This window comes from Streptococcus sp. SI1 (assembly GCF_030439945.1).
GTDB classification, from domain to species: Bacteria; Bacillota; Bacilli; order Lactobacillales; family Streptococcaceae; genus Streptococcus; species Streptococcus intermedius.
The window spans coordinates 48267-72164 of sequence record NZ_JAQFJE010000004.1 but is presented as its reverse complement, the minus strand read 5'-3'; the positions used below and the strand labels follow the sequence as shown (position 1 = coordinate 72164).

General features: G+C 37.9%; 22 protein-coding genes and 2 pseudogenes. 21 read left to right on the top strand and 3 right to left on the bottom strand.

The features are described from left to right. Nucleotides 1–126 precede the first annotated feature (126 nt). A complete protein-coding gene (mutL, locus tag PCY10_RS06290; RefSeq protein WP_021003321.1) occupies nucleotides 127–2073 on the top strand; it encodes a DNA mismatch repair endonuclease MutL in 1947 nt (648 codons plus the stop codon). A 145-nt stretch (nucleotides 2074–2218) separates the two neighbouring features. On the opposite strand, the gene PCY10_RS06285 is transcribed toward mutL, so the two are convergent. Together PCY10_RS06285 and PCY10_RS06280 are read right to left on the bottom strand one after the other, a co-directional pair. Then, nucleotides 2219–2728 carry an RDD family protein gene (locus tag PCY10_RS06285; RefSeq protein WP_041787616.1) on the bottom strand — a complete coding sequence of 170 codons (510 nt, stop codon included), beginning with the start codon at nucleotides 2726–2728 and terminating at the stop codon, nucleotides 2219–2221. Next, on the bottom strand, nucleotides 2712–3218 hold the full coding sequence (locus PCY10_RS06280) for a helix-turn-helix domain-containing protein (RefSeq protein ID WP_021003319.1): 507 nt from the start codon (nucleotides 3216–3218) through the stop codon (nucleotides 2712–2714). The genes PCY10_RS06285 and PCY10_RS06280 overlap by 17 nt, the downstream gene beginning before the upstream one ends. Nucleotides 3219–3478: 260 nt before the next feature. Here PCY10_RS06280 and ruvA point away from each other — a divergent pair, with 260 nt between their 5' ends. The 3 genes and pseudogenes from ruvA to PCY10_RS06265 all read left to right on the top strand — a co-directional run bounded on the left by ruvA (nucleotide 3479) and on the right by PCY10_RS06265 (nucleotide 5296). Next, complete coding sequence (gene ruvA / locus PCY10_RS06275) at nucleotides 3479–4069, top strand: Holliday junction branch migration protein RuvA (protein WP_021003318.1); 591 nt, start codon at nucleotides 3479–3481, stop codon at nucleotides 4067–4069. 10 nt (nucleotides 4070–4079) lie between these two features. Continuing rightward, nucleotides 4080–4634 carry a DNA-3-methyladenine glycosylase I gene (locus tag PCY10_RS06270; RefSeq protein ID WP_021003317.1) on the top strand — a complete coding sequence of 185 codons (555 nt, stop codon included), beginning with the start codon at nucleotides 4080–4082 and terminating at the stop codon, nucleotides 4632–4634. Nucleotides 4635–4638: 4 nt separating this feature from the next. After that, nucleotides 4639–5296, top strand: a pseudogene (locus PCY10_RS06265) (lysostaphin resistance A-like protein). A 72-nt stretch (nucleotides 5297–5368) separates the two neighbouring features. Here the strand turns inward: PCY10_RS06265 and PCY10_RS06260 are convergent. Further along, nucleotides 5369–5711, bottom strand: a pseudogene (locus PCY10_RS06260) (transposase); the annotation flags it as partial. 334 nt (nucleotides 5712–6045) lie between these two features. Here PCY10_RS06260 and PCY10_RS06255 point away from each other — a divergent pair. From PCY10_RS06255 to PCY10_RS06180, 17 genes are all read left to right on the top strand, one after another. Continuing rightward, nucleotides 6046–9960 carry a Cna B-type domain-containing protein gene (locus PCY10_RS06255; RefSeq protein ID WP_021003315.1) on the top strand — a complete coding sequence of 1305 codons (3915 nt, stop codon included), beginning with the start codon at nucleotides 6046–6048 and terminating at the stop codon, nucleotides 9958–9960. A gap of 292 nt (nucleotides 9961–10252) precedes the next feature. Beyond that, nucleotides 10253–11524, top strand: a complete 1272-nt coding sequence (locus PCY10_RS06250) for a competence/damage-inducible protein A (RefSeq protein ID WP_301558944.1) — start codon at nucleotides 10253–10255, stop codon at nucleotides 11522–11524. Nucleotides 11525–11569: 45 nt separating this feature from the next. Further along, nucleotides 11570–12715, top strand: a complete 1146-nt coding sequence (gene recA / locus PCY10_RS06245) for a recombinase RecA (RefSeq protein ID WP_003077215.1) — start codon at nucleotides 11570–11572, stop codon at nucleotides 12713–12715. A gap of 85 nt (nucleotides 12716–12800) precedes the next feature. After that, nucleotides 12801–13199, top strand: coding sequence for a transcriptional regulator Spx (spx, locus tag PCY10_RS06240; RefSeq protein WP_003026638.1), 399 nt, complete (start codon nucleotides 12801–12803; stop codon nucleotides 13197–13199). Nucleotides 13200–13280: 81 nt separating this feature from the next. After that, nucleotides 13281–13508, top strand: a complete 228-nt coding sequence (locus PCY10_RS06235; protein ID WP_041787613.1) for a hypothetical protein — start codon at nucleotides 13281–13283, stop codon at nucleotides 13506–13508. A gap of 68 nt (nucleotides 13509–13576) precedes the next feature. Beyond that, entirely contained in the window at nucleotides 13577–13741 is a 165-nt protein-coding gene (locus tag PCY10_RS09685; RefSeq protein WP_327083042.1) for a hypothetical protein, read from the top strand. Nucleotides 13742–13930: 189 nt separating this feature from the next. Then, nucleotides 13931–14488, top strand: coding sequence for an SP0191 family lipoprotein (locus PCY10_RS06230; RefSeq protein WP_020999236.1), 558 nt, complete (start codon nucleotides 13931–13933; stop codon nucleotides 14486–14488). Between the two features lie 305 nt (nucleotides 14489–14793). Then, on the top strand, nucleotides 14794–15060 hold the full coding sequence (locus tag PCY10_RS06225; RefSeq protein ID WP_009569646.1) for an IreB family regulatory phosphoprotein: 267 nt from the start codon (nucleotides 14794–14796) through the stop codon (nucleotides 15058–15060). Further along, a complete protein-coding gene (ruvX, locus tag PCY10_RS06220; protein WP_021003313.1) occupies nucleotides 15060–15479 on the top strand; it encodes a Holliday junction resolvase RuvX in 420 nt (139 codons plus the stop codon). Before PCY10_RS06225 ends, ruvX begins: the two co-directional genes overlap by 1 nt. Before the next feature lie 17 nt (nucleotides 15480–15496). After that, nucleotides 15497–15802 carry a DUF1292 domain-containing protein gene (locus PCY10_RS06215; protein WP_003075274.1) on the top strand — a complete coding sequence of 102 codons (306 nt, stop codon included), beginning with the start codon at nucleotides 15497–15499 and terminating at the stop codon, nucleotides 15800–15802. 198 nt (nucleotides 15803–16000) lie between these two features. Further along, the gene (locus PCY10_RS06210; protein ID WP_021003312.1) at nucleotides 16001–17242 is read left to right on the top strand and encodes a folylpolyglutamate synthase/dihydrofolate synthase family protein; all 1242 of its coding nucleotides are present in this window, start codon (nucleotides 16001–16003) and stop codon (nucleotides 17240–17242) included. 45 nt (nucleotides 17243–17287) lie between these two features. Beyond that, nucleotides 17288–17725, top strand: a complete 438-nt coding sequence (locus PCY10_RS06205; protein WP_009569643.1) for an SP_0198 family lipoprotein — start codon at nucleotides 17288–17290, stop codon at nucleotides 17723–17725. 335 nt (nucleotides 17726–18060) lie between these two features. After that, entirely contained in the window at nucleotides 18061–19593 is a 1533-nt protein-coding gene (cls, locus tag PCY10_RS06200; RefSeq protein ID WP_021003311.1) for a cardiolipin synthase, read from the top strand. Between the two features lie 64 nt (nucleotides 19594–19657). Further along, the gene (locus PCY10_RS06195; RefSeq protein ID WP_009569641.1) at nucleotides 19658–19786 is read left to right on the top strand and encodes a hypothetical protein; all 129 of its coding nucleotides are present in this window, start codon (nucleotides 19658–19660) and stop codon (nucleotides 19784–19786) included. Nucleotides 19787–19847: 61 nt separating this feature from the next. Further along, nucleotides 19848–21389: a hypothetical protein gene (locus PCY10_RS06190; RefSeq protein WP_021003310.1), complete on the top strand. Its 1542-nt coding sequence runs from the start codon at nucleotides 19848–19850 to the stop codon at nucleotides 21387–21389. 106 nt (nucleotides 21390–21495) lie between these two features. Next, nucleotides 21496–23706 (top strand): anaerobic ribonucleoside-triphosphate reductase, encoded by a 2211-nt coding sequence (nrdD, locus tag PCY10_RS06185; RefSeq protein ID WP_003077231.1) that lies wholly within the window; start codon nucleotides 21496–21498, stop codon nucleotides 23704–23706. Nucleotides 23707–23714: 8 nt separating this feature from the next. After that, nucleotides 23715–23858, top strand: a complete 144-nt coding sequence (locus PCY10_RS06180; RefSeq protein ID WP_003071441.1) for a hypothetical protein — start codon at nucleotides 23715–23717, stop codon at nucleotides 23856–23858. The last annotated feature ends 40 nt before the right edge of the window (nucleotides 23859–23898 follow it).

Here is a 23898-nt window from a genome sequence, read left to right as displayed (position 1 = left end):
GTTGCTTTGTCTGTCTATTCGGTTACTTTGCGAAGGAGCGGGTATTCTAACTATTTTCATACTAGACTTCTGATAGACAAATGACTTTATGTTATAATGGTAGCTAGAATTATTACGGAGAAAACTATGTCAAAAATTATAGAATTACCAGAAAAACTTGCCAATCAGATTGCAGCAGGTGAGGTCATCGAGCGACCTAGCAGCGTGGTCAAGGAGTTGATAGAAAACTCCATTGATGCTGGTGCCACTCAGATTATAGTTGAGATTGAAGAAGCAGGTCTCAAGAGTATTCAAGTCATTGATAATGGCGAAGGAATTGAGCATGAGGAAGTTCCCTTAGCTTTGCGTCGGCATGCGACGAGTAAGATTAAGAAACAAGCCGACCTTTTTCGAATTCGGACGTTGGGTTTTCGCGGTGAGGCCCTTCCATCTATCGCTTCCGTTTCATGTTTGACGATTGAAACTGCAACAGAGACAGATCAATATGGTACTCTCTTGGTAGCCCGAGGTGGTGAAATTGAGTGTGTAGAACCAACGAGCAGCACTGTCGGAACAAAAATCAAAGTCGAAAATCTCTTTTTCAATACACCTGCTCGCTTGAAATATATGAAAAGTCAGCAAGCCGAATTATCTCATATTGTAGATGTGATGAATCGTTTAAGTTTAGCCCATCCGGAGATTGCTTTTACTCTAATAAATGACGGTAAAAAAATGACACAAACAGTAGGAACAGGGAATCTACGCCAAGCGATTGCTGGTGTTTATGGATTGACAACGGCAAAAAAAATGATTGAGATTTCAGCTTCTAATCTGGATTTTGAAGTATCAGGCTATATTAGCCTGCCAGAACTAACACGAGCTAATCGTAATTATATCACGATTCTCATCAATGGTCGCTATATTAAGAATTTCTTGCTCAATCGAGCTATCCTTGATGGCTATGGTAGTAAGCTCATGGTGGGGCGTTTTCCGATTGCAGTGATTGCTATTCAGATTGATCCTTACCTTGCTGATGTCAATGTTCATCCCACTAAGCAAGAAGTACGGATCTCAAAAGAGCGAGAGCTTATGGTCTTGATTTCACAAGCGATTGCTGCGAGTCTAAAAGAGTATGATTTGATTCCAGATGCTTTGGAGAATTTAGCCAAATCAACTATTAATCGAGTAAGTAAGCCTGAACAGACTAGCCTACCACTAAAGGAGAACCGACTTTATTACGACCAAGGAAGAACCGATTTCTTTGTGAAACCACAAGTGTCAGAAGATCGACCTTCTTTTGAGAAAACTGACCAATTAGCTCAGCAACCCGTTGCTCCAGATATGCCTGATTCCAGAACAGTCTCTATTAAATTTGCAGAAAGGCAGGCGCCTTCTTATGACCAACTGGATCATCCTGAGTTAGATCAAGCTAGTATGGAGAGAGCTTTAGAGAAGCTAGATAGAGAAGGAATATCAACCTTTCCAGAGTTGGAATATTTCGGTCAAATGCATGGCACCTATCTCTTTGCACAAGGAAATGGTGGCCTTTACATTATTGACCAGCATGCGGCTCAAGAACGAGTCAAGTATGAATATTATAGGGACAAAATAGGAGATGTAGATGACAGTCAGCAACAGCTTTTGGTACCTTATATTTTTGAATTTCCGGCAGACGATATGTTGCGACTTCAACAACGAATGTCTCTTTTGGAAGAAGTGGGTATTTTCCTAGAAGAATATGGAGTCAATCAATTTATTTTGCGTGAACATCCTATTTGGCTCAAAGAAGAGGAAATTGAGTCAGGTGTCTATGAAATGTGTGATATGCTGCTTTTGACCAAGGAAGTCTCTATTAAGAAATATCGTGCAGAGCTAGCTATTATGATGAGCTGTAAACGTTCTATTAAGGCCAATCATAGCTTAGATGACTACTCGGCACGTGATTTAATTTTCCAACTATCACAATGCAACAATCCTTATAACTGTCCACATGGTCGACCAGTTTTGGTTAACTTTACCAAGTCGGATATGGAAAAAATGTTTCGCCGCATTCAGGAAAATCATACTAGCCTACGGGAGTTGGGTAAGTATTAATACTCTTCGAAAATTAAAACCATACATTCTTAATTTCGACTTGTCTGATTCAAGTTATACCTACATTTTACTGTCTAGTCTGATTTTGATTTTTATTGACAATGATAAAATAGCATAGCCTCAGTTGCTTGACTGAGGCTATTTTTTAATCTTGAAGCTGAACTTGTGTTCCAGCAAGCAAATCAGCTGGATGGCATTTGTCTTTGCGAAGCAGTCCCATCAGCAGAAAGCTCAAGAGGAGAATTCCTGCTGAAGTTGACAAGAAAATTGACCATGCATCTGCTTGATAAGCACTATGGATAGCTCCCATATGCCCCAGCTGCCAAGGGAAAAACTTAATAGCAGAGCGCAAAACGCTATGAGCAAAGCTCTTATGTTTGTAAATGAGCTGTAAACCTACCCAACGTTTGCCAAAACTTCCTTTTCTATAGTCTAACCAAGCAAAGATAACAGTTAGGGGCAGGACTGAGGTAGAAAAAGCCAGTAGTTGGTTCTGGGCTTCAGTGAATGTAGGAATGCCTCCTAGAATCAGATTGTAAAAGCCCATAGTTAGCAAAAAAAGAAAAATGAGGTAGCCCGAGATGAAGAGCCAGTCTCCAAAGAGCTCTTTCAGACGAGCTTTGACAGGTATGGGATTGTCAGTTTTTAGTTTCATCTTTAGCATCTTCTTGCTTAGAATCCTCATCAAGGCCTATAACTTTATCCAGATACTTTTCTTTAATCTTTAGCGCCTTGTTAATAGCCATTGCTGATGCGATTAAGAGGAAAAAGCTCAACCAAACCAGGGCAGTGAATTTTGCTGGAAAGCTAGAACCTGCAAAGAAGAGAAAGATTGCTAAGGTTGATACAAAAATATACAAAACCTGCCAGAAGCCATAAGATTTTACTTCCTTGTAGTAGCGGTCTTTTTCGTCTTCTGAGAGGATGGGTTTTATTTCCGGCTTGTCACCTTCTTCTAAAAGCAGATAATCTGTCGTCACCTGGAAAACCTTGCTCAGTTCTACGATTTTTTCGAGCTCGGGCAACGCTTGGCCAGACTCCCACTTGGAAATGCTCTGGCGAGAGACGTTGATTTGTTCAGCCAGTTTTTCTTGTGACCAGCCTTTTTCTTTTCTTAGTTCAAATAATTTATTAGCGAGTTTCATGATCACAGCCTCCTTTTCTTTGCTAACTCTATCTTAACAGCTTTTAGTTATCTTGAGAATACAGCTTCCTGTACATTTTGTCAACCACTGGTTGCACTTCTGTTTGCAGTTCTTAACCTTCAGTTTATCTGTTAATGAAACATGTGAACGCAGAGTATATCTACAACTTACGACCTAGTCTTAAAAGCAACCCAAAAACTATTTTGAACCCAAAATATGATATACTAGATAGGCAAAATGATACAAAAAGAAGGAAAATTATGTACGAATATCTAAAAGGAATTATTACCAAAATCACAGCTAAATACATTGTTTTGGAAGTCAATGCTATTGGGTACATACTTCACGTGGCCAACCCCTATGCTTACTCAGGTCATCTTCATCAGGAAGCCAAGGTCTATGTGCACCAGGTGGTGAGAGAAGACGCGGAGCTTCTATATGGTTTTTCGACTGAGGAGGAGAAGCAACTCTTTCTCAGCTTGATTTCAGTCTCAGGTATTGGTCCTGTGTCTGCTTTGGCTATTATTGCTGCAGATGATAATACTGGCTTAGTGCAAGCCATTGAGCAGAAAAACATCACCTACCTGACCAAGTTTCCTAAGATTGGCAAGAAGACAGCCCAACAGATGGTACTGGACTTAGAAGGCAAAGTAGTGGCTGCAGATGGTCCGGCAGAAAGCAAGGCGCCCGTTCAGACTGTGGATAATCAGGAGCTGGAGGAAGCCATGGAAGCCATGCTGGCTCTGGGATACAAGGCTGCTGAACTTAAGGAAATCAAGAAATTCTTTGAAGGCACAACTGATACAGCTGAAAATTATATCAAGTCAGCTCTCAAGATGTTGGTGAAATAGGAGTGAGGATATGACTAAACGTTGTGGCTGGGTAAAAATGAACAACCCCTTGTATGTGGCCTATCATGATGAGGAGTGGGGCAAGCCCCTTCATGATGATTGGAAGTTATTTGAATTGCTTTGCATGGAGACCTATCAGGCGGGACTTTCGTGGGAGACTATTCTCAATAAACGTCAGGCTTTTCGAGAAGCTTTTCATTTCTATGATGCCCAGAAAATTGCTCAGATGACGGATGCAGATCTGGATGGTCTTTTGGACAATCCGGATATTATCCGTAATAAGATGAAAATCTATGCGACCAGAGCCAATGCCCAAGCTTTTTTGGCTGTTCAAAAGCAGTTTGGCTCTTTTAATGACTATATCTGGTCCTTTGTCGATTTTAAAACGATTGACAACCAAATTTTGAACTACAAGGAAGCGCCAGCTAAGACAGAGTTGTCAGAAACCATGTCCAAGGCGCTGAAAAAGCAAGGCTTCAAATTTGTCGGTCCCGTTTGTGTCTATTCATTCCTAGAAGCAGCTGGCCTTATCAATGATCATGAAAATGATTGTGACTGGAAGTAGAACAATGAAAACAAGAAAATTTCAGCTCATTTTTATCTCTCTATATACCATTTTATTCCTCGGTAGGGGGTTGAGGTTATTGGACAAAAATGGCTGAATTATCCAGTATATTTCCTTTTATTTGTTTTGGGAATTTAGCTTATCGGGAGGAATTGCAGAAGCAGTTTTCTATGATTCTGCCTAAGAAGAAGGAGTTGTTTAAAACAATCTCCTTGTATATGTTATTTGTTTTTTTCTTGACAATTGCCTGCAATCTGCTTTCAGCTTTGATTAAACAGAGTCTAGGGTTGCCGCTGCAGGGACGGAATGAAGCCAGTATTCAAGGTGCGCTTTTGAAAAATCCATTTCTAATCTTGGTTATCGGCTGTTTTATTGGCCCAGTTGTTGAAGAGCTCTTCTTTCGTCGCTTCTTTTTAAGGGCTCTCTTGAAGAAATTTTCTGATTTTATTGGTATTGTTTTAACGACTGCTCTATTTGCTACCCTTCATATGCACAGCTGGACCTTGTCAGAGTGGGTGACAGCTATTTCCTATATTGCCGGAGGCTTCCTATTCTCGCTTCTGTATCTGAAAAAGGACAAGAATATCTGGTATCCAATTGTCCTCCATTGTTGTAATAATATCATTGCTTTCATCATCACATTAGGGTTTATAAATAAATGAAAAACCTAGAAGTTTAAACTTCTAGGTTTTAGTATGTTCGCTCTTTATCAAGTGTAGTAGTTTGATACAAATCTAGCATTTGGAGAGAGTTGAATCGATTTTCTCTTTTTTGATATTAAAAACGATGAGGCTTCTAGTTTTAAAGTTGCCAAAATTCTGAAAACTGAAAGTACTTCACTTGATGGTTTTTTAATGAGGCTATTGCTTGCCTCTAGCTTGGCGTTTGAGTAAGGGAGTTCAAGTGCGTTGATAATCTTGTATTTCTCTTTCAAAAAAGTTTAAATCCAGTCTGAAAGATAGGATTAAAGTAAGAAATCGTTTTTTCGATGTGTCCGAAGAACTGGTTGGCCTGTTTCTCTCGAAAATGAAGGACTAAATGTTGGTAGACTTCATAAGGCTATCGGAGTTCTTGAGAGTCTTATATGGTGAGATTTGCTCTCTACAGTATTATGATTTGGCTGTACGGCCGTTTGTAGCCCTGTTCATATGTTGAACGATATGAAAACGATCAAGAACAATTTTAACATATTATGAAGACCATGTTAATTTAGGGAACTATATAATAGTTCGCATCAATGACAATTTGTAGTGTTGTAAAACGAAGTTTTTGTAAATTTGATAGCTGTCCTTTGCGTTTGTGAAAGTATATAATTATCTTGATTTATTTGAGGCTTTAAATTATAATAGGCATATAAATATAAATATAAATATAAATATAAATATAAATATAAATTAAGGAGAAATATGCAATGAAAAAGCATAGGAAAAAATTATGGTTTTATCTTTTGATGCCACTTCTAGTTTTGTTTAGTTTACTTGCTGTGACAAATACTGTTCAGGCAAAAGAACTTCAAAGCGTTATTACCAATATAAAAATGTGGGATGTTGATAATGGCAACGAGAAACAACCAAATGCTCAGGGTGTTTATGAGTTGACAACTAATGATAAGTATGCCAACTATAAATACATGGTTGACTTTGATTTGAGTAAGTATAATGGTCAGCTCAATGATGGGGACTCTTTTACTTTTACGATTCCAGCGCCAATGACTGTAAAAGCAGAAACATTTGATATTAAAGACAATGATACAAAAGTTGCTCTTGCTTCTGCAAAAGTTGTATCTAATGGTGATGGTAAGGGTGGCAAGGTAACGATTACTTTAAAAAACTTACAAGAATATCTTAAGAAAAAGGGTGGCGCTCAGATTGAAAATATTAAAGGAACCTTCTTTACTGGTTTTAGTGTGAAAGAAGAAAAGGACGAAACAACCGTTACTTATCCTAGTACAGAAACTAAAAATAGTATAAGTCATAAGATTAAAGTGAGGAAACCAGTCGCTCCTGATTACAGTTATGAAATTGGGACAACTAATTTCGCTAAAGTAGGAGGAATCATTGAAAAAGATTCATGGTCATCTGAGATACTAAAAAAGAAGGGTGATTATTCTCATCCATTCATTGTTCGTGTAAATGATAGACAGGCAAAATATGATGTTATTGATGTTCATGACAGCATTTCATCCGATTATGCGCCATCACAATTTATCCCAGAAACATTAAAAGTTGAGTCAGGTTTTTATGATAAAAGTTATAATCTTAATGATTCAAAAACTATGACAAAAGATGTTGATTATACGATTGAGTGGAATGAATCTTATACTGATTTCAAAATTAAAATTAAAAATGCTTCAGCTAGAATAGCATCAAATGGTAAACCGGCGGCATACAGAATTACTTATAAGACTACGGCACCAGCCGATGGTACACAAATTGCCAATAAAGTGGAAGTGTCAGGTGATAAAAAGCCTCTAACTACTCGCACAGATAAAACAGATACAGAGATAGTTGCTGTTCGAAATTCTCAGGTTACATCTGGTGGTACAATCCAATTGGAGACTGGTTATCGTATTACTCTTTACAAGGTTGACGAAAAGACTCAAAATCGGCTTGCAGGAGCTAAATTCAAAATCACTCCTCCCGCAGGAGCAACTGCACAAGAAGAAGTTGTGACAACAGATGATAAAGGCGTTGCTCAATCCAAAATATATTCAGAAAGTGATGTTAAAAAGGGTGAATTTACTGTTACTGAGATTGAAGCACCTCTTGGTTATGAATTAAATCCAACACCATTGAAAATAACTGTTGGAAAAGCTGGTGTTATCAAAACTATAAATAACAAAAGAGCAGTAACCTCTGTTAAAGTAAATAAAAAATGGGTTGGTAAGACAGGTTCTGAGGTTAAGGTTGAACTTCAGGCTGATGGTATAAAAGTATCAGAAACAACCTTAAACGAAGCAAACAACTGGGAATATACGTTTAGCAACTTAGAAAAGTATAATAAAGATAATAAACTCATCAAATATACAGTTAAAGAAGTAAAAGTTGAAGAAGGCTATCAATCTAAGGTAGAAGGAACTGCCACAGACGGGTATACAATTACTAACACTTACACTCCTGCAGCAGCTACTAAAGCCAAAATTTCAGGTAAGAAAGTACTGGAAGGTAAAGCGCTGGAAGCAAGAAAATATAGCTTTATTTTGAAGAAAGATGACGGCAGTATTGTTCAAACTGTTACTAATGATGCTAATGGAAATTTTGCTTTTGATGAATTGGCTTACAACGAAGATCAAGTTGGTACACATAAGTATACGATTGAGGAAGTCCAAGGAACTGAGCCGGGCATTACCTATGATACAACAATTCAAACAGTAGAAGTAACTGTTAAAAAAGTGAGTGCTACTAAACTAGAAGCAACCATTTCTAAGAAAGCAAGTGACCTTGTCTTCACTAACAAATACACGCCAGCAAAAACACAAATTCCAGTGAAAAAAGTCTGGGATGATGCCAATAATCAAGACGGCAAACGTCCAAACAAGATAACTGTAAAGCTCTTGGCAGATGGTCAAGATACAGGAAAAACTCTTGAATTATCAGAGGCAAATAGCTGGACAGGAGCGTTCACTGACTTAGATGTTGATAAAGGTGGCACCCCAATTGATTATAAAGTAGTAGAAGTCAGTACAGTAGCTGGTTATACAACTGAAACAACAGGAGATGCTAAGGCAGGTTTTACTGTTACGAATAAATATACCCCAGAAACAATTGACATTAAAGCAACGAAAAACTGGGATGATGCCAATAATCAAGACGGTAAACGTCCAAAATCAATTACTGTTAATCTCTTGGCAAATGGTGAGAAAGTAGATTCTAAAGAAGTAAGAGCCGCAGCTGACGGAACATGGTCTACTGTATTTACGAAACTTCCAAAATATAAAAATGGAAAAGAAATCAAATATAGTTTGACAGAAGAAGTAGTCTCGGAATATACTAGCGAAATCAATGGTTTCAATATTACCAACAAATACACCCCTAAAATGATTGACTATCAAGTGACCAAAACTTGGAATGATAATAATAACCAAGATGGTAAGCGACCAGACCATATCACAGTTCACTTGATGAAGACAGTTGGTGGTGTGACTACCGAAGTTGAGAAATATAATATCAAAGTCGCTGAAGCGGATCCAGCGAATGGGAATGTTTGGAAACATACCTTTAGTAATCTTCCAAAATACGAAGCAGGTCAAGAAATTGTCTATTCTGTCAAGGAAGATGCTGTAGCAGGATATGAAACCTCTATCAAGGGTCAAGAAATCACCAATACGCACACTCCAGAAACGATTGTCATTTCTGGTAAGAAAATTTGGGAAGATAACAACAACCAAGATGGCAAACGGACCAGAATGGTCAAGGTTCAAATTCTGAAAGGCAAAAATGGTCCAGTTGTTGATGAAATTGAAACTTCAGAAGAAAAAGGTTGGGCCTTTGAATCAAAACCATTACCAAAGTATGAAAATGGTCAAGAAATCAAATACGAAGTGAAAGAAGTTGCTGTAGAATCTTACCAATCCGAAGTTAAATCGTCTGGACATAATCAATACACAATTACTAACAAGCACACTCCAGAAAAAATCAAATTAACTGGTCAAAAGACTTGGAATGATTCAGACAATCAAGATGGCAAACGTCCAACTGAAATCAAAGTTCGTTTATTGGCAGACGGTAAAGATACAGGTAAAGTAGCAACAGCAAGCGAAGCAACTGATTGGAAATACAGTTTTGAAGGTTTGGATCGTTACAAAGCTGGAAAAGAAATTGTTTACTCTGTTGAGGAAGTAGATGTACCAAAAGGCTATCAATCTGAAGCGAATGGAATGAATTTGGTCAATAGCCACACTCCAGAGGTGACTTCAGTTAGCGGTCAAAAGACTTGGGAAGACGAAAATGATAAAGATGGTCTTCGTCCAAAAGAGATTCAAGTGAAATTGCTTGCGAATGGCAAAGATACAGGCAAATTAGCAACAGCAAGTGAAGCAACTGGTTGGAAGTATAGCTTTGAAAAACTTGCCAAATATGAAGCAGGTAAGGCAATCACTTATACAGTGGAAGAAGTTGCTGTACCGAAAGGTTATACAGCGAAGGTAGATGGTATGAATATCACGAATAGTCATACACCAGAGAAACCACAAACACCGCCAAGTACACCAGAGAAGCCGAAGAAGGTAATTCTGCCGTCTACAGGTAGCCAAGAATCTATTTTAGCTGTTTTAACAGGTCTTGTTACTTTGGGCGGAGTCGCTTACTTGATGAAGAAAAAAATGTAATTTCTCCACCATAAGATAGATGAGATTAAAAGTCCATTAGAAAATTCTAGTGGGCTTTTTCAGTACTTAGGCAACTGTAGTGGGTGATTAGTGGACTTATATTGATATTTAGGATAAAACAAATTAGTTTCCTCAGTTTTATTGTTTGTGAGATTTTTGAAGAAGGATTCTTTTGTTTTGTCAGAATGTATCGCTAGATATAGCTTATAAAAGATTATTTTCTTAAAATGAAGTTTTTAATCTTTTTTGTGATAAAATAAAACCAATTCCGAATAGTAAGGTAGGAGGTTTTATGAAAGCAGAAATTATTGCTGTGGGTACTGAGATTTTGACTGGTCAGATTGTCAATACGAATGCTCAATTTTTATCTGAAAAATTAGCGAGCTTGGGAGTAGATGTCTATTTCCAGACAGCGGTTGGAGATAATGAAGATCGTCTGTTATCCATTTTAGAAATAGCTAGAGATCGTAGTAATTTAGTTATCTTGACAGGTGGTTTAGGTCCGACTGAAGACGACTTAACCAAGCAGACTTTGTCAAAATTTTTGAATCGTAGGCTAGTCTTTTATCAAGTAGCTGTTGAAAAATTGAATCGTTTCTTCTCCAGCCGACCGGACTATACTCGAACACTAAATAATGAGCGACAAGCTCAGATAGTAGAAGGCTCGACTCCTTTACCAAATGCGACCGGCTTAGCTGTCGGAGGATTGTTAGAAGCAGACGGAGTGACCTATGTAGTCCTGCCTGGCCCCCCTAGTGAACTAAAGCCTATGGTAAACAATGAGTTGGTTCCGCTTTTAGCAACTGGCCAAAAATTGTATTCGAGAGTCTTGCGTTTCTTTGGTATTGGGGAGAGTCAATTAGTCACCCTTTTAGGAAACTTGATTGATACTCAGACGGATCCGACCATTGCTCCTTATGCTAAGACGGGAGAAGTGACGTTGCGATTGTCGACCAAGGCCAGCAGTCAAAAGGAAGCAGATGTTAAGTTTGCTCATCTGGAAAAGAAAATTTTAGCAGTACAGACTTTTGAGAAACAACAATTAGCCGACCTTTTCTATGCTTATGGAGATGATAATTCTCTGGGACAGACAGCTTTTGAATTGTTGAAGAAAGCAGGCAAAACAGTCACAGCAGCTGAAAGTCTGACTGCGGGACTTTTTCAAGCGACTTTAGCAAATTTTTCTGGAGCATCCAAGGTCTTTGGAGGTGGCTTTGTTACTTATGGCATAGAGGAGAAGAGTCAAATGTTAGGCATTCCATTGGCAGATTTAGAAATGCATGGGGTAGTCTCAGCTTATACAGCAGAAAAAATGGCTACGCAAGCTAGGAAATTGACTGCTAGTGACTATGCGGTGAGTTTGACTGGAGTAGCAGGTCCAGATAGTTTAGAAGGCCATCCAGCAGGAACTGTTTATATTGGCTTGGCAACTGCAGATAACGTTCAGTCTATTCAGGTTAATATTGCGGAGCGCAGTCGGACGGATGTACGTAAAATAGCTGTGTTACATGCTTTCAATTTGTTGCGAAAAACTTTATTAAAAAATGAGAATATGCTACAATAATTAGATAATCAAGAAAATTAATTTATTACTACACAGGAGAAATAAATGGCGAAAAAACAAAAAAAAATAGATGAAATTTCAAAGAAATTTGGTGAGGAACGCCAAAAAGCATTAGATAATGCACTTAAAAATATTGAAAAGGATTTTGGTAAGGGAGCAATTATGCGCCTGGGGGAACGAGCTGAACAAAAAGTTCAAGTCATGAGTTCAGGTAGCTTGGCATTAGATATTGCACTTGGTGCAGGAGGGTATCCAAAGGGACGGATTATTGAAATTTATGGTCCAGAGTCTTCTGGTAAGACAACGGTGGCTCTTCATGCGGTAGCGCAGGCCCAAAAAGAGGGAGGGATTGCAGCTTTTATTGACGCCGAACATGCTCTTGATCCAGCTTATGCGCAGGCACTTGGGGTTAATATTGATGAATTATTACTTTCTCAACCGGATTCAGGTGAACAGGGACTTGAAATTGCTGGAAAATTGATTGATTCGGGGGCCGTAGATTTGGTGGTTATCGACTCAGTTGCAGCTCTTGTACCGCGTGCTGAAATTGATGGAGATATAGGAGATAGTCATGTTGGTTTACAAGCACGGATGATGAGCCAAGCGATGCGGAAGTTATCTGCATCTATCAATAAAACGAAGACGATTGCAATTTTTATTAATCAATTACGAGAAAAAGTTGGTATCATGTTTGGAAATCCAGAAACAACGCCGGGAGGTCGTGCCCTTAAGTTTTATGCTTCAGTTCGCTTGGATGTCCGCGGAAACACTCAAATCAAAGGTACAGGTGATGAAAAAGACACCAATGTGGGGAAAGAAACGAAGATCAAGGTCGTGAAGAATAAAGTTGCTCCGCCGTTTAAGGAAGCCTTCGTAGAAATCATGTATGGTGAGGGCATTTCTAAAACAGGCGAGCTCATCAAGATTGCTACGGATCTAGACATTATTAAAAAAGCAGGTGCGTGGTATTCTTACAATGATGAAAAGATTGGGCAAGGGTCTGAAAATGCTAAGAAATACTTGGCAGATCATCCAGAAATTTTTGATGAAATTGATCGCAAGGTTAGAATTCATTATGGTTTGATTGAGGATGATGCTGAAGATGAGAAAAAGGTGGAAACAAGCAACTCAGCAAACAAAGCAGAGGAAGTCACATTAGATTTAGATGGTGCGATTGAAATCGAGGAATAAATTTAAAAAATAGGTCGCAAGACGGAGGGATTTTATGGTATAATATAGTATGATAGTAGTACCGTGTAGCGAAAGGAGTACTTACATGATTACAATTTATACTGTCTCAAGTTGCACTAGTTGTAAAAAAGCAAAAACATGGCTCAATGCTCATCAATTAACTTATAAAGAACAAAATCTTGGTAAAGAAGGAATTACAAAAGAAGAGTTGTTAGATATTCTAACAAAAACTGAAAATGGAGTGGCAAGTATTGTCTCTTCAAAAAATCGCTATGCTAAAGGCTTAGGAGTAGATATCGAAGAGTTAAGTGTGAGTGAAGTGATTGATTTAATCATGGAAACTCCACGTATCTTAAAGAGTCCTATTTTGGTCGATGATAAGCGACTGCAAGTGGGTTACAAGGAAGACGACATTCGTGCTTTCTTGCCTCGTTCAGTCCGTAATGTTGAAAATACAGAAGCACGTCTACGTGCCGCTTTATAATACGAAAAGAGTGGAATATAATTTCCGCTTTTTTGTTTATCATAGAAGATGTTAAAATAAATAGGGAGGAGTAGGTAGGCCATGAAAATCCTGATTTCATTAACCATTATTCTTCCAATTTTAGGTGGTTGTGGTCAAAAGAAAGAAACAAAATCAAAAACAAGCAAGCAATCGATTGATAGCAAGTTACCAGTTCTCGCGAATGCTGAAAAAGAAACAGTTATGACGAAGAATTTATCTGTTCCTAAAACGGCTGAAGGCGTTCAACAACGCTTACAGGGGAAATCAATTTTTAAGTTTATCGATTGAGTAAATCATGCCGATGAAAGAAGAAATGAAAAAAGTGGTTTGAAGTTGGAGTTGCTGAGGCACAAAAATTGTTGGAAAAATTTTTGACTAGAGACGTAAAATATACACAAGAAAAAAGTTTAGAAGGCTTTTCAACCTCTCTCGAAAACTTTAATGAGCAAGAATTGAAGCGAGTGCATACGTTGCTTTCCAAGTTTTGGATATTAATAAAGCAACAGATACTGAGTAGTTAAAGATTATAAATTTAAAAAACTTTTAAAAATGAAACCTAAGGAATATGTTGAAGATCAGATTGCAAGCGGTGCAAAAGAAGTTCATCTGTAATTGTTAAATAGGAGCTTTTTAGGCGAGTTGATTTGACAACGCTTACAAAAGGTGGTACACTTTTCTTGTAAAACTCTAAAATATAAGGAGGATATATTATGAGAAAATCAATTGTTGTATTAGGTGCAAGCTTGCTCTTGCTAACGGCTTGTAGCCAGAAATCTGAGCAAAAGCAATCAGGGGGGAATAAGACTGGTTCAAGTGTTGTAAAAAAAGATTCTGTCGTAACTAAGTCTTTCCAACAAAAACAGACTGTTCAAGGAATAGAACAAACACTTATCCAAACGATTTCTTATGAGGGAAAAACATTTAAGAAATTTGTCATCAATCTTGAGCAAGTACTTCCAGAAAATATGAAAAGCGCTTTAAGAGGACAAGATTTAGAAAGTAGAAAGCCACAGTTAATCTCTGGTTTTGAGACAGCTGCAAGATTGGATAAATTTAAGTCTTTAGCTGGTGTTGATGTTAAAACTGATATTACGAAAGACTATGTTATTAAAGTTAACATTAATATTGATATGAGCAAAATCAACCTTGATGAAGCATCAAAATTAGACACATATGGTTCTATGTTCTCAACCATTAAAAACTTAACCCCAAAACAATATATTGAATCTGTCAAAGCAGCTGGTGCTAAAGAAGTTGCAAATCCATGATAAGAATAGTCATATGTGAAAGAAAAGGCTGGGACGATGATGTCCCAGCCTTAATTTGGTATAAAAAATCCTGTACTTAAGCCGATTGCATAAAGCATTTGTTTGAGGTTGTAGGTAAAGCCTCTTATAGCAGTATTGACTTTGTTCGTTTTTTATCTCTAAAAAATTCCTAATCATCCTCACGATATTAAGGTTATCAGTTAAAAATTTTTAATTCTGTTCCACTACATTTTCAACCTCTTTAATTTGTGAAAAGTCTTGAAATGTGCTATAATATAGGTATTCTAGTGAAAGAAGGTGTAATTGTGGGATTTACAGATGAGACAGTACGGTTTAATCTTGATGATTCAAACAAAAAAGAAATTAGTGAAACATTGAAAGATGTCTATGTGTCGCTGAATGAAAAGGGTTATAATCCAATCAACCAAATCGTGGGATATGTGCTTAGTGGTGATCCTGCGTATGTACCTCGTTATAATAATGCACGAAATCAAATTCGTAAATATGAACGTGATGAGATTGTAGAGGAATTAGTTCGTTATTATTTGAAAGGGCAAGGCATTGATCTCTAATGAGAATGATGGGATTAGATGTTGGTTCAAAAACAGTTGGTGTCGCGATTAGTGATCCACTTGGTTTTACAGCTCAAGGACTTGAAATTATTCCTATTGATGAAGAAAAAGAGGAATTTGGTTTTGATCGTTTGAGTGAGCTTGTAAGAGAATACAAGGTTGAGAAGTTTGTTGTGGGTCTCCCGAAAAATATGAACAATACAAGTGGGCCTCGCGTAGAAGCAAGTCGAGCTTATGGTGCTAAAATTGAAAAATTATTTCATTTGCCAGTTGAATACCAAGATGAACGCCTAACAACGGTAGCTGCGGAGAGAATGTTGATTGAACAAGCAGATGTGAGCAGAAAGAAGAGAAAAAAGGTTATTGACAAGCTTGCAGCGCAGCTTATATTGCAAAATTATTTAGATCGAAATTTTTAATAGACAAAGGAGAAACCATGGCACACGATCATAACCATGACCACGAAGAGCGTGAATTGATTACACTCGTAGATGAGCAAGGGAATGAAACCTTGTTTGAAATTCTCTTGACAATTGATGGAAAAGAAGAATTTGGCAAAAACTACGTTTTATTGATTCCAGCTAGCGCAGAAGAAGATGAAAACGGTGAAGTAGAAATTCAAGCCTACTCATTTACTGAGAATGAAGATGGAACAGAAGGCGATTTACAACCAATCCCAGAAGATTCAGATGCTGAATGGGACATGATTGAAGAAGTTTTCAATAGCTTTATGGAAGAATAATTTGGATACGTTAGCTTTTTGCATCACGGATGATGAAGAAATCAAAAGGCTATGTGAATCATATTTTATAGTATGCGAATGCGTAGTTGACTTAATTCCTATGTGTGAAGAAAGAGTATCAGCTATTCAATGAGCTGTGGGGTGTGACATGAACCAAAATCTGGTTCTGTTTCACTCCCTTTTTGCTAGGAGAAGAAAATGAATGAAATTGAAACGTGGTTAGAAAGTCGGATTGGCTTGAATTTTCGGTCTGGTTTAGCACGAATGATACGAGCGATAGATCTTTTGCATCATCCAGAAGCGAATTACCCCATGATTCATGTGACAGGAACGAATGGAAAAGGCTCAACGATTGCGTTTATGAGTCAATTATTTGTGCAACATGATAAGAAAGTGGGAACTTTTACATCTCCACACATGACAAGCATTCACGACCGAATTTGTATCAACCACGAACCAATCCCCGACAAAGACTTCATCAGAATAGGACACTGTGTTCAAACAATGGAAAGGCAGTTGTTACAGACGCACTCTCCTTTATCTTATTTTGAAATCTTAACGCTTATGGCTTTGCTATACTTCAAGGAGGAACAAGTAGATGTGGCTTTGATCGAAGTAGGAATTGGGGGGCTTTTGGACACAACAAACGTGGTGATAGGGGATATAGCAATTGTGACATCAGTAGGGCTGGATCATCAGGAAACCTTAGGAGACTCCATAGCTGCAATTGCAGAACAGAAAACAGGAATTTTCAAGGAGAATAAAATAGCTGTTATTGGACCATTGATCGAAGAGGCGAGAAGGCTCTGTGAGCTGCGCGCGAACGCTCTCGGAGTTGACTTGTATGAATATGGCAGAGATTTTTCATTTTCGAAAGAGCAGTTTTCTAATCAAGATGAAATGATAGTCGATTTACGGCTGGGACTGAACGGCACTTATCAGGAAGAAAATGCAGCTGTTGCTTTGCAAGGTTTTCTTTTATTTATGAAGCAACAAAACTGGCAACCGCAAGTGAAATGGATACGAAAAGCTCTCCAACAAACGAATTGGGTAGGGCGGTTAGAATATTTTGAGGGAGGTATTTATTTAGACGGAGCACATAATTTACCAGCTTTGTCACGTTTGGTGGAGTTTATTCGCCAGCAAGAACAAAAAGAAATATTTGTCTTGTTTGGTGCTTTGAGGCGAAAGAATTATCAGGGGATGCTGTCTTATTTAACACAGGAATTGCCAGAGGCGCGATTGACTATAACAACATTTGAGAATGATGGTGCAGTGGGGGAGCGGGATCTTGCAGCCGAAAATTACGTTTCTTCGTATCAGGAATTTATCGAACAATTTATCAGAAATTCTACTGATAATCAGCTTCTTTTTGTGACAGGTTCTCTTTATTTTATTGCGGAGGTTCATGCTTTTCTTTTAGAAAAAAAGACTAATTGAAAGGCTCGATAGCATAATAGAACTGTATAATGAAGGAGGATAAGAATGTTAGCATTAAAGAAATTTAGCTATGTGATCTTTTCTCTGATAGGTCTTATCGTTTTGACCTCGTGCTTCAAGTCTAACCAGACCTCACCAACCTCTCAGTCTGTTTCAAGTAGTCAATCAGCTAATGTCTCAAGTGAGAGTGAGGGGTCATCAACTATAGCAGAAAAGTCCTCAGAAAAACTAGATGGGACGTATAAGGGGATGGACGAGGAGGCTACAATTACTTTGGTTATCAAGGGGGAAAGTGGTACATGGACCGAACAAGAGCCAAATGGTGAAGAAGAAGTGAAACCAGTGAGTATTGATCCAACAAATCAGCGAATGAGGATTGGAGATGATACTGTGCATTATATGATTAACAATCGTCAATTGACAATCGAAGATATTGAGCAAGAAAATGGAGAAAATGATACGGTCGTTTTAACGAAACAATAATCTGTTTGGAACGGGAGTACCATGTTTCAACAGTGAAAACCTTGACTTACAAAATGTAGAAAGAATTGAAGGTTGGTTTCCTCTCTTCATAAGATTATTGAGCCAAAATCTTTGTTTTATCTATTCTCTCAACTAGATAGAGAGGGACGGTATTTTATTCATAACTTAGAACTAAGAGTGTGAGAAAAGTTGATCTCTATGAATTTGAAATTTTTCTACCACTCTTTTTGTTGGGATGTTTGTGCATAATTTGAAGGGCAAACAATAGTTGACTTTGGCTTGATTTATTAGGGAATCCCCGTTATACTAGTACTAAATAGAGACAGGGAGAAAACATGAATTTTAGGAAATTTCAGCTATTGATGTCAAAATATGGTTTTAGCATCATTATTATGGTGTTAGAATTGGGACTTGTTTTTTGGTTTTTCTTTTGGCTTGGTCAATGGACGCCTACTTTATGGATTGCTTTTGTGATTTTGTTCAGTGTGGCAACTATTTTGGCGATTGTCAATCGTTCAATGACGCCAGAAAGTAAAGTAACCTGGCTTTTAGTGGCTTTTATTCCAGTCTTTGGACCGTTGCTTTATCTGATGTTTGGCGAGCGTCGTTTGTCTAGAAGTGAATTGAAACAGTTGAAGAATATGGATCAAATGAAATTTCGTGAGGATAATAGTTATGAGTTGCGTTTAGAGTTGAAAAATACAGATAAGTCAGCTTATGGGATTATCAAATCACTTCTTAGCATGGATCATAATGCGGATGTATATGACGGTACGGAATCACAATTTTTCCCTTTGGGCGAAGAAATGTTTCAAAAAATGCTGGAAGATTTGCGTAAGGCAGAAAAATTTATCTTTTTGGAATATTACATTGTGGAAGAAGGTCTCATGTGGAATAGTATTTTGGATATTCTGCGTGAGAAAGTAACTCAAGGTGTCGAAGTGAAGATGCTTTATGATGATATTGGTTGTATGGCGACTCTTCCTGGCGACTACACCAGTCGATTACAAGCTATGGGGATTGATGCCCATAAATTTAACAAAGTGATTCCGCGAATGACAGTAGCCTATAATAATCGAGATCATCGGAAAATTCTTGTTATTGATGGGCAGATTGGCTATACTGGAGGGGTCAATTTAGCAGATGAATACATTAATCACATTGAGCGTTTTGGTCACTGGAAAGACGGTGGGATTCGTTTAAATGGCCGTGCAGTAAAGGCCTTGACACGTCTTTTTCTTATGAACTGGTATATCAACCGTGGAACTATTAGCGATTTTGATCAATATCATTTGGACAACAAAGCAATAGATGCACCAGGACTTTATATTCCGTATGGAAGCGGACCTAAGCCTATGTACAAAGCTCAAGTTGGGAAAAATGTTTATCAAAATATTATCAGTCAAGCGACAGATTATGTGTATATTGCTACACCGTACTTAATTATTGATTATGACTTGACAGAAGACATTAAAAATGCAGCTATGCGTGGAGTAGATGTGCGGATTGTGACTCCTTATATTCCAGATAAAAAGCTTATTCAGCTCATTACACGAGGTGCTTATCCAGACTTGATGGCAGCTGGGGTTCGGATTTATGAATATACTCCAGGTTTTATTCACAGCAAGCATGTGGTGGCAGACGATGATTTCGGTGTGGTTGGAACAATCAACTTTGATTATCGAAGTCTGGTTCACCACTATGAAAATGCTATTTTGATGTATAAAACGCCTTCTATGTTTGACTTAAAACGGGATTTTGAAACCCTTTTTGAGAATTCTCAAGAAATTCATGAGGATACTATTAAAAATACTTGGTATCAACGTTTAATCAAAGAGATTGTCGAATTGTTTGCGCCGATGCTATAAAAATTTCTCTTGTATAGGAGGAATTTTTTCTTTTTTACGAATAATCTAGTAAAAAGGATGTAAAATGGTCAAAGAATTAACAAGTGAAGAAAAGGAATTCTTGAAAAAGTATATCACGTTAGGTTATCATCGTTTCCGAGAATTGGAATATTACAGTCTACTTTTGCACAAGATGCAGAACTTATCAGAATGAGGCTGACAGATAGAGAAGATTTTGATATACTAGATAAGACTGATATCAAGGAGAATCTTTTATGTATGATACAATGCCTGAACAAGGTACGAAAGAGACAGTAGCAGAGGCGCTTTACGAAGAGAGCAAGAAAAATGCTACTTTTATAGAGCCAACTTCAACTCCTTTTGTGTTATTACTTTTGTGGAGTGCATTGCTGAGTGGTTTAAGTGTTGCGAATCCATTGTTGACCAATCTTTCTACGAATCTGCAATCTCAAAATCTGTATGCAGGATGGGCAATAGCACAAGGACAGGTTATTTATGGAAATATTTATGGAACGAGTGGATTGCTTTATTATCTAGCTAATTGGGCGGGCAATCTCTTGCTGAACAATATTTTATTTGCAGCAATGCAGTGTGTGGCTTTATTTGTTGCTGGCATTTTTCTTTTCAAAATTGTTTACCAATTAACAGCGGTAAGGAATAATTCTATAAAAATTGTTTCGTTATTTTATGGCTTAACTTTAGTTTTAGGCTGGGGTGGCTTATATTCTAGTATGTTTGCCTTCCCTTTTGTATTTGGTGCACTGTATTTTCTGGTACGTTATGTAGCAGGAGAGGCTAGCGATAAAGGCTTTATTGGTTTTGGTGCGCTTGGTGCGCTGATGTTTATGACAGATCCGTTAACGAGCTTGGTGTTTTATGCAACAGCCTTTATTGCTCTTTTTGTTTATAATATTGTCACAAAGCAAAAGGCACGTGGTTTGTATCAATTTTTGGCTACTCTTGTGGGCTTTTCACTTATATTCTATCCCTTGGGCTATTATACGGTTTTAAATGGTACTTTTGGAGCGGCAATTAGTCAAATCCTTTATCCATGGGAGAGTCTTCGTTTTTCTGGGCAGCCTTTATTGCATAATGGTTTGCTTTATAGTAGTTTACTCATTGGGCTTGGAGTATTAGGGACTTGGATAAGAAGTTTTTCATTGCCAGCAAATTCTGTGGAACGCTTTCTGCAGCTACTGAGTTTTTTTGCTTCGTTTATCTTAGTTTCATTTAATTTCTTTTTGACAGAGCAAGGTGTTTATCAGTTTCTATCGATTTTGCCGTACTTCATGGTTTTACTCAGTTTATGGTTAGGAAAGAGTAAGCTGAACAGAGGTGGACGTCATAGTCGTGTGCGAAAATCGTCGTCTATTTTAGGAAGCTATATTGTCAAAAATGCTTTTTTACCCGCTTTAGCAGTCATTTATTTAATTGGTTTTCCTCTTGTAAATCACTATATTTTATCTTCAGGTGAAGCAAGTGAACGTGCATCTGCTGCAAATTATATCAAAAATAAAGCAAAGAAGACGGACAAAATATATGCTTGGGACAAAACGGCGCTGCTCTACCAAGCGAGCGGACATTTATCTGCGGTACCGATTTTAACACCTGGCTTGTACCAAGGAACCGCTGAAAATAAAATGGCTTTGGTCAGGAGTTTGAAGGAAAATAGACCCGCTTATATTTTAGTTCACAATCAAGTGCCGGTTCTTCAAGATGTCCAAAAGCAATTAAAAGAGAACTATCAGTTGACAAGCTTGAAACTCAATCATTTCAAGTTGTATAAGCTGAAATAATAAATCAATATCTTGTGTTTAAAATAAAATTTTAAGTTTTTTAACACAAGATATTGATTTTTTTTATAAGAGTGATATAATATGGTTTATATGAATGGAGGAGCTTATGATTGCATTAAATGAAGAGACGATACAAGGATTTGCAGATATTTATGTAGAAAAACGTGATGGCCGTCGCGTGGCTTTTGACGCAGATAAGATCTACAAGGCACTTGTCAAAGCTAGTCAAGAAGTAACGACGATGACTCCGTTATTAGAAGCAAAACTTGAAGGCATTACCAATAAAATTGTAGCAGAAGTGATTGCGCGCTTTCCTGCAGGTGTTAAAATTTATGAAATTCAAAACATCGTTGAACATGAGTTGTTGAATGCGAATGAATATGCCATTGCAGAAAGCTATATTACTTATCGTACGCAACGTGATTTTGCGCGCTCAAAAGCGACAGATATCAACTTTACAATCGGTAAATTGCTCAACAAAGATCAAGCAGTTGTTAACGAAAATGCAAACAAGGACAGCGATGTTTTCAATACTCAGCGTGATTTGACAGCAGGAATCGTAGGGAAATCAATCGGTTTGCAAATGTTACCGCCGCATGTGGCAAATGCGCATCAAAAAGGAGATATCCACTATCATGATTTGGATTATAGCCCTTATACACCAATGACAAACTGTTGCTTGATTGATTTCAAAGGGATGTTGAAAAATGGTTTTAAGATTGGAAATGCAGAGGTAGAAAGTCCAAAGTCGATTCAAACCGCGACTGCACAAATTTCTCAAATCATTGCGAATGTCGCCTCTAGTCAATATGGTGGTTGTTCAGCTGATCGAATTGATGAAGTTTTGGCACCCTATGCTGAAAAGAATTATGAAAAACATCTGACAGATGCGCGTGAATGGGTCACTCCCGAAAAGCAAGAAGAATTTGCTTGGACAAAAACGAAAAAAGATATCTATGATGCTATGCAATCTTTAGAATATGAAATTAATACCTTGTTTACATCAAATGGACAAACCCCATTTACATCGCTTGGTTTTGGTCTTGGCACCAATCGCTTTGAAAGAGAAATTCAAAAAGCCATTCTTCAGATTCGTATCAAAGGACTTGGATCAGAACACCGTACAGCTATCTTCCCTAAATTGATTTTCACTTTAAAACGTGGTTTGAATTTAGAACCTGGCACTCCAAACTATGATATTAAGCAATTGGCCTTGGAATGTGCTACGAAACGGATGTACCCAGATGTTTTGTCTTACGATAAAATTGTAGAATTAACAGGCTCTTTCAAAGTTCCAATGGGTTGTCGTTCTTTCTTGCAAGGTTGGAAAGACAAGAATGGGCAAGAAGTCAATTCTGGTCGGATGAATCTTGGTGTTGTGACGGTCAATCTTCCACGAATTGCCCTTGAATCTGAAGGCAACATGGAGAAATTCTGGGAAATTTTTAATGAGCGGATGAATATTGCTGAAGATGCGCTCGTCTACCGTGTCGAACGCACCAAAGAAGCGACTCCAGCTAATGCTCCTATTCTTTATCAATATGGTGCTTTTGGAAAACGTCTAGGTAAATATGATAAGGTGGATCAACTCTTTAAGCATCGTAGAGCCACAGTTTCTCTCGGCTATATTGGTCTGTATGAAGTGGCGACAGTCTTTTATGGTGGTGAATGGGAGCACAATCCAGAAGCCAAGAAATTTACAGTCGATATCGTTCGTGAAATGAAACGCCGTGTAGAAGAATGGTCTGACCAATATGACTACCACTTCTCTGTTTATTCTACACCGTCTGAAAGTCTGACAGACCGCTTTTGTCGTCTGGATACAGAAAAATTTGGTCTTGTAAAAGATATTACAGATAAGGAATACTATACGAATAGTTTCCACTATGATGTCCGTAAAAATCCGACACCATTTGAAAAATTAGATTTTGAAAAAGATTATCCAGCGGCCGGGGCTTCAGGAGGCTTTATTCACTACTGTGAATATCCTGTTCTACAACAAAATCCGAAAGCACTCGAATCAGTCTGGGACTATGCTTACGATCGTGTGGGCTATCTTGGAACCAATACTCCGATTGACCATTGTTACAAGTGCGATTTTGAAGGGGATTTCACGCCAACAGAACGTGGATTTACTTGTCCAAACTGCGGCAATAGTGATCCTAAGACAGTTGATGTTGTGAAGCGAACTTGTGGTTATCTTGGAAATCCTCAAGCCCGTCCGATGGTAAATGGACGTCACAAGGAGATTTCAGCTCGTGTTAAACACATGAATGGTTCAACAATCAAGTTCGAAGGACATCATGTAGAAAAGTAGGAACTTTCATGGGAAAATATCAATTAGACGATAAAGGAAAAGCACAAGTCACACGCTATCATGAAAAACACTCCAAGGGTGGAGTAAAGAAACAAGATCGAGTTGCTAAACTGAGAGAACAATTTTTACAAAAAGTAAGTGCGAAACAATAAAAGAAGAAGTGAGATGACATCGGTAAATCTCACTTTCTTT

Coding starts and splice junctions, on each gene's coding strand:
- PCY10_RS06210 (WP_021003312.1), top strand. CDS start 16,001: ATGAATGAAATTGAAACGTGGTTAGAAAGTCGGATTGGCTTGAATTTT.
- PCY10_RS06270 (WP_021003317.1), top strand. CDS start 4,080: ATGACTAAACGTTGTGGCTGGGTAAAAATGAACAACCCCTTGTATGTG.
- cls (WP_021003311.1), top strand. CDS start 18,061: ATGAATTTTAGGAAATTTCAGCTATTGATGTCAAAATATGGTTTTAGC.
- PCY10_RS06250 (WP_301558944.1), top strand. CDS start 10,253: ATGAAAGCAGAAATTATTGCTGTGGGTACTGAGATTTTGACTGGTCAG.
- recA (WP_003077215.1), top strand. CDS start 11,570: ATGGCGAAAAAACAAAAAAAAATAGATGAAATTTCAAAGAAATTTGGT.
- ruvA (WP_021003318.1), top strand. CDS start 3,479: ATGTACGAATATCTAAAAGGAATTATTACCAAAATCACAGCTAAATAC.
- PCY10_RS06190 (WP_021003310.1), top strand. CDS start 19,848: ATGTATGATACAATGCCTGAACAAGGTACGAAAGAGACAGTAGCAGAG.
- mutL (WP_021003321.1), top strand. CDS start 127: ATGTCAAAAATTATAGAATTACCAGAAAAACTTGCCAATCAGATTGCA.
- PCY10_RS06285 (WP_041787616.1), bottom strand. CDS start 2,728: ATGAAACTAAAAACTGACAATCCCATACCTGTCAAAGCTCGTCTGAAA.
- spx (WP_003026638.1), top strand. CDS start 12,801: ATGATTACAATTTATACTGTCTCAAGTTGCACTAGTTGTAAAAAAGCA.
- nrdD (WP_003077231.1), top strand. CDS start 21,496: ATGATTGCATTAAATGAAGAGACGATACAAGGATTTGCAGATATTTAT.
- PCY10_RS06180 (WP_003071441.1), top strand. CDS start 23,715: ATGGGAAAATATCAATTAGACGATAAAGGAAAAGCACAAGTCACACGC.
- PCY10_RS06215 (WP_003075274.1), top strand. CDS start 15,497: ATGGCACACGATCATAACCATGACCACGAAGAGCGTGAATTGATTACA.
- ruvX (WP_021003313.1), top strand. CDS start 15,060: ATGAGAATGATGGGATTAGATGTTGGTTCAAAAACAGTTGGTGTCGCG.
- PCY10_RS06235 (WP_041787613.1), top strand. CDS start 13,281: ATGAAAATCCTGATTTCATTAACCATTATTCTTCCAATTTTAGGTGGT.
- PCY10_RS06195 (WP_009569641.1), top strand. CDS start 19,658: ATGGTCAAAGAATTAACAAGTGAAGAAAAGGAATTCTTGAAAAAGTAT.
- PCY10_RS06255 (WP_021003315.1), top strand. CDS start 6,046: ATGAAAAAGCATAGGAAAAAATTATGGTTTTATCTTTTGATGCCACTT.
- PCY10_RS06230 (WP_020999236.1), top strand. CDS start 13,931: ATGAGAAAATCAATTGTTGTATTAGGTGCAAGCTTGCTCTTGCTAACG.
- PCY10_RS06280 (WP_021003319.1), bottom strand. CDS start 3,218: ATGAAACTCGCTAATAAATTATTTGAACTAAGAAAAGAAAAAGGCTGG.
- PCY10_RS06205 (WP_009569643.1), top strand. CDS start 17,288: ATGTTAGCATTAAAGAAATTTAGCTATGTGATCTTTTCTCTGATAGGT.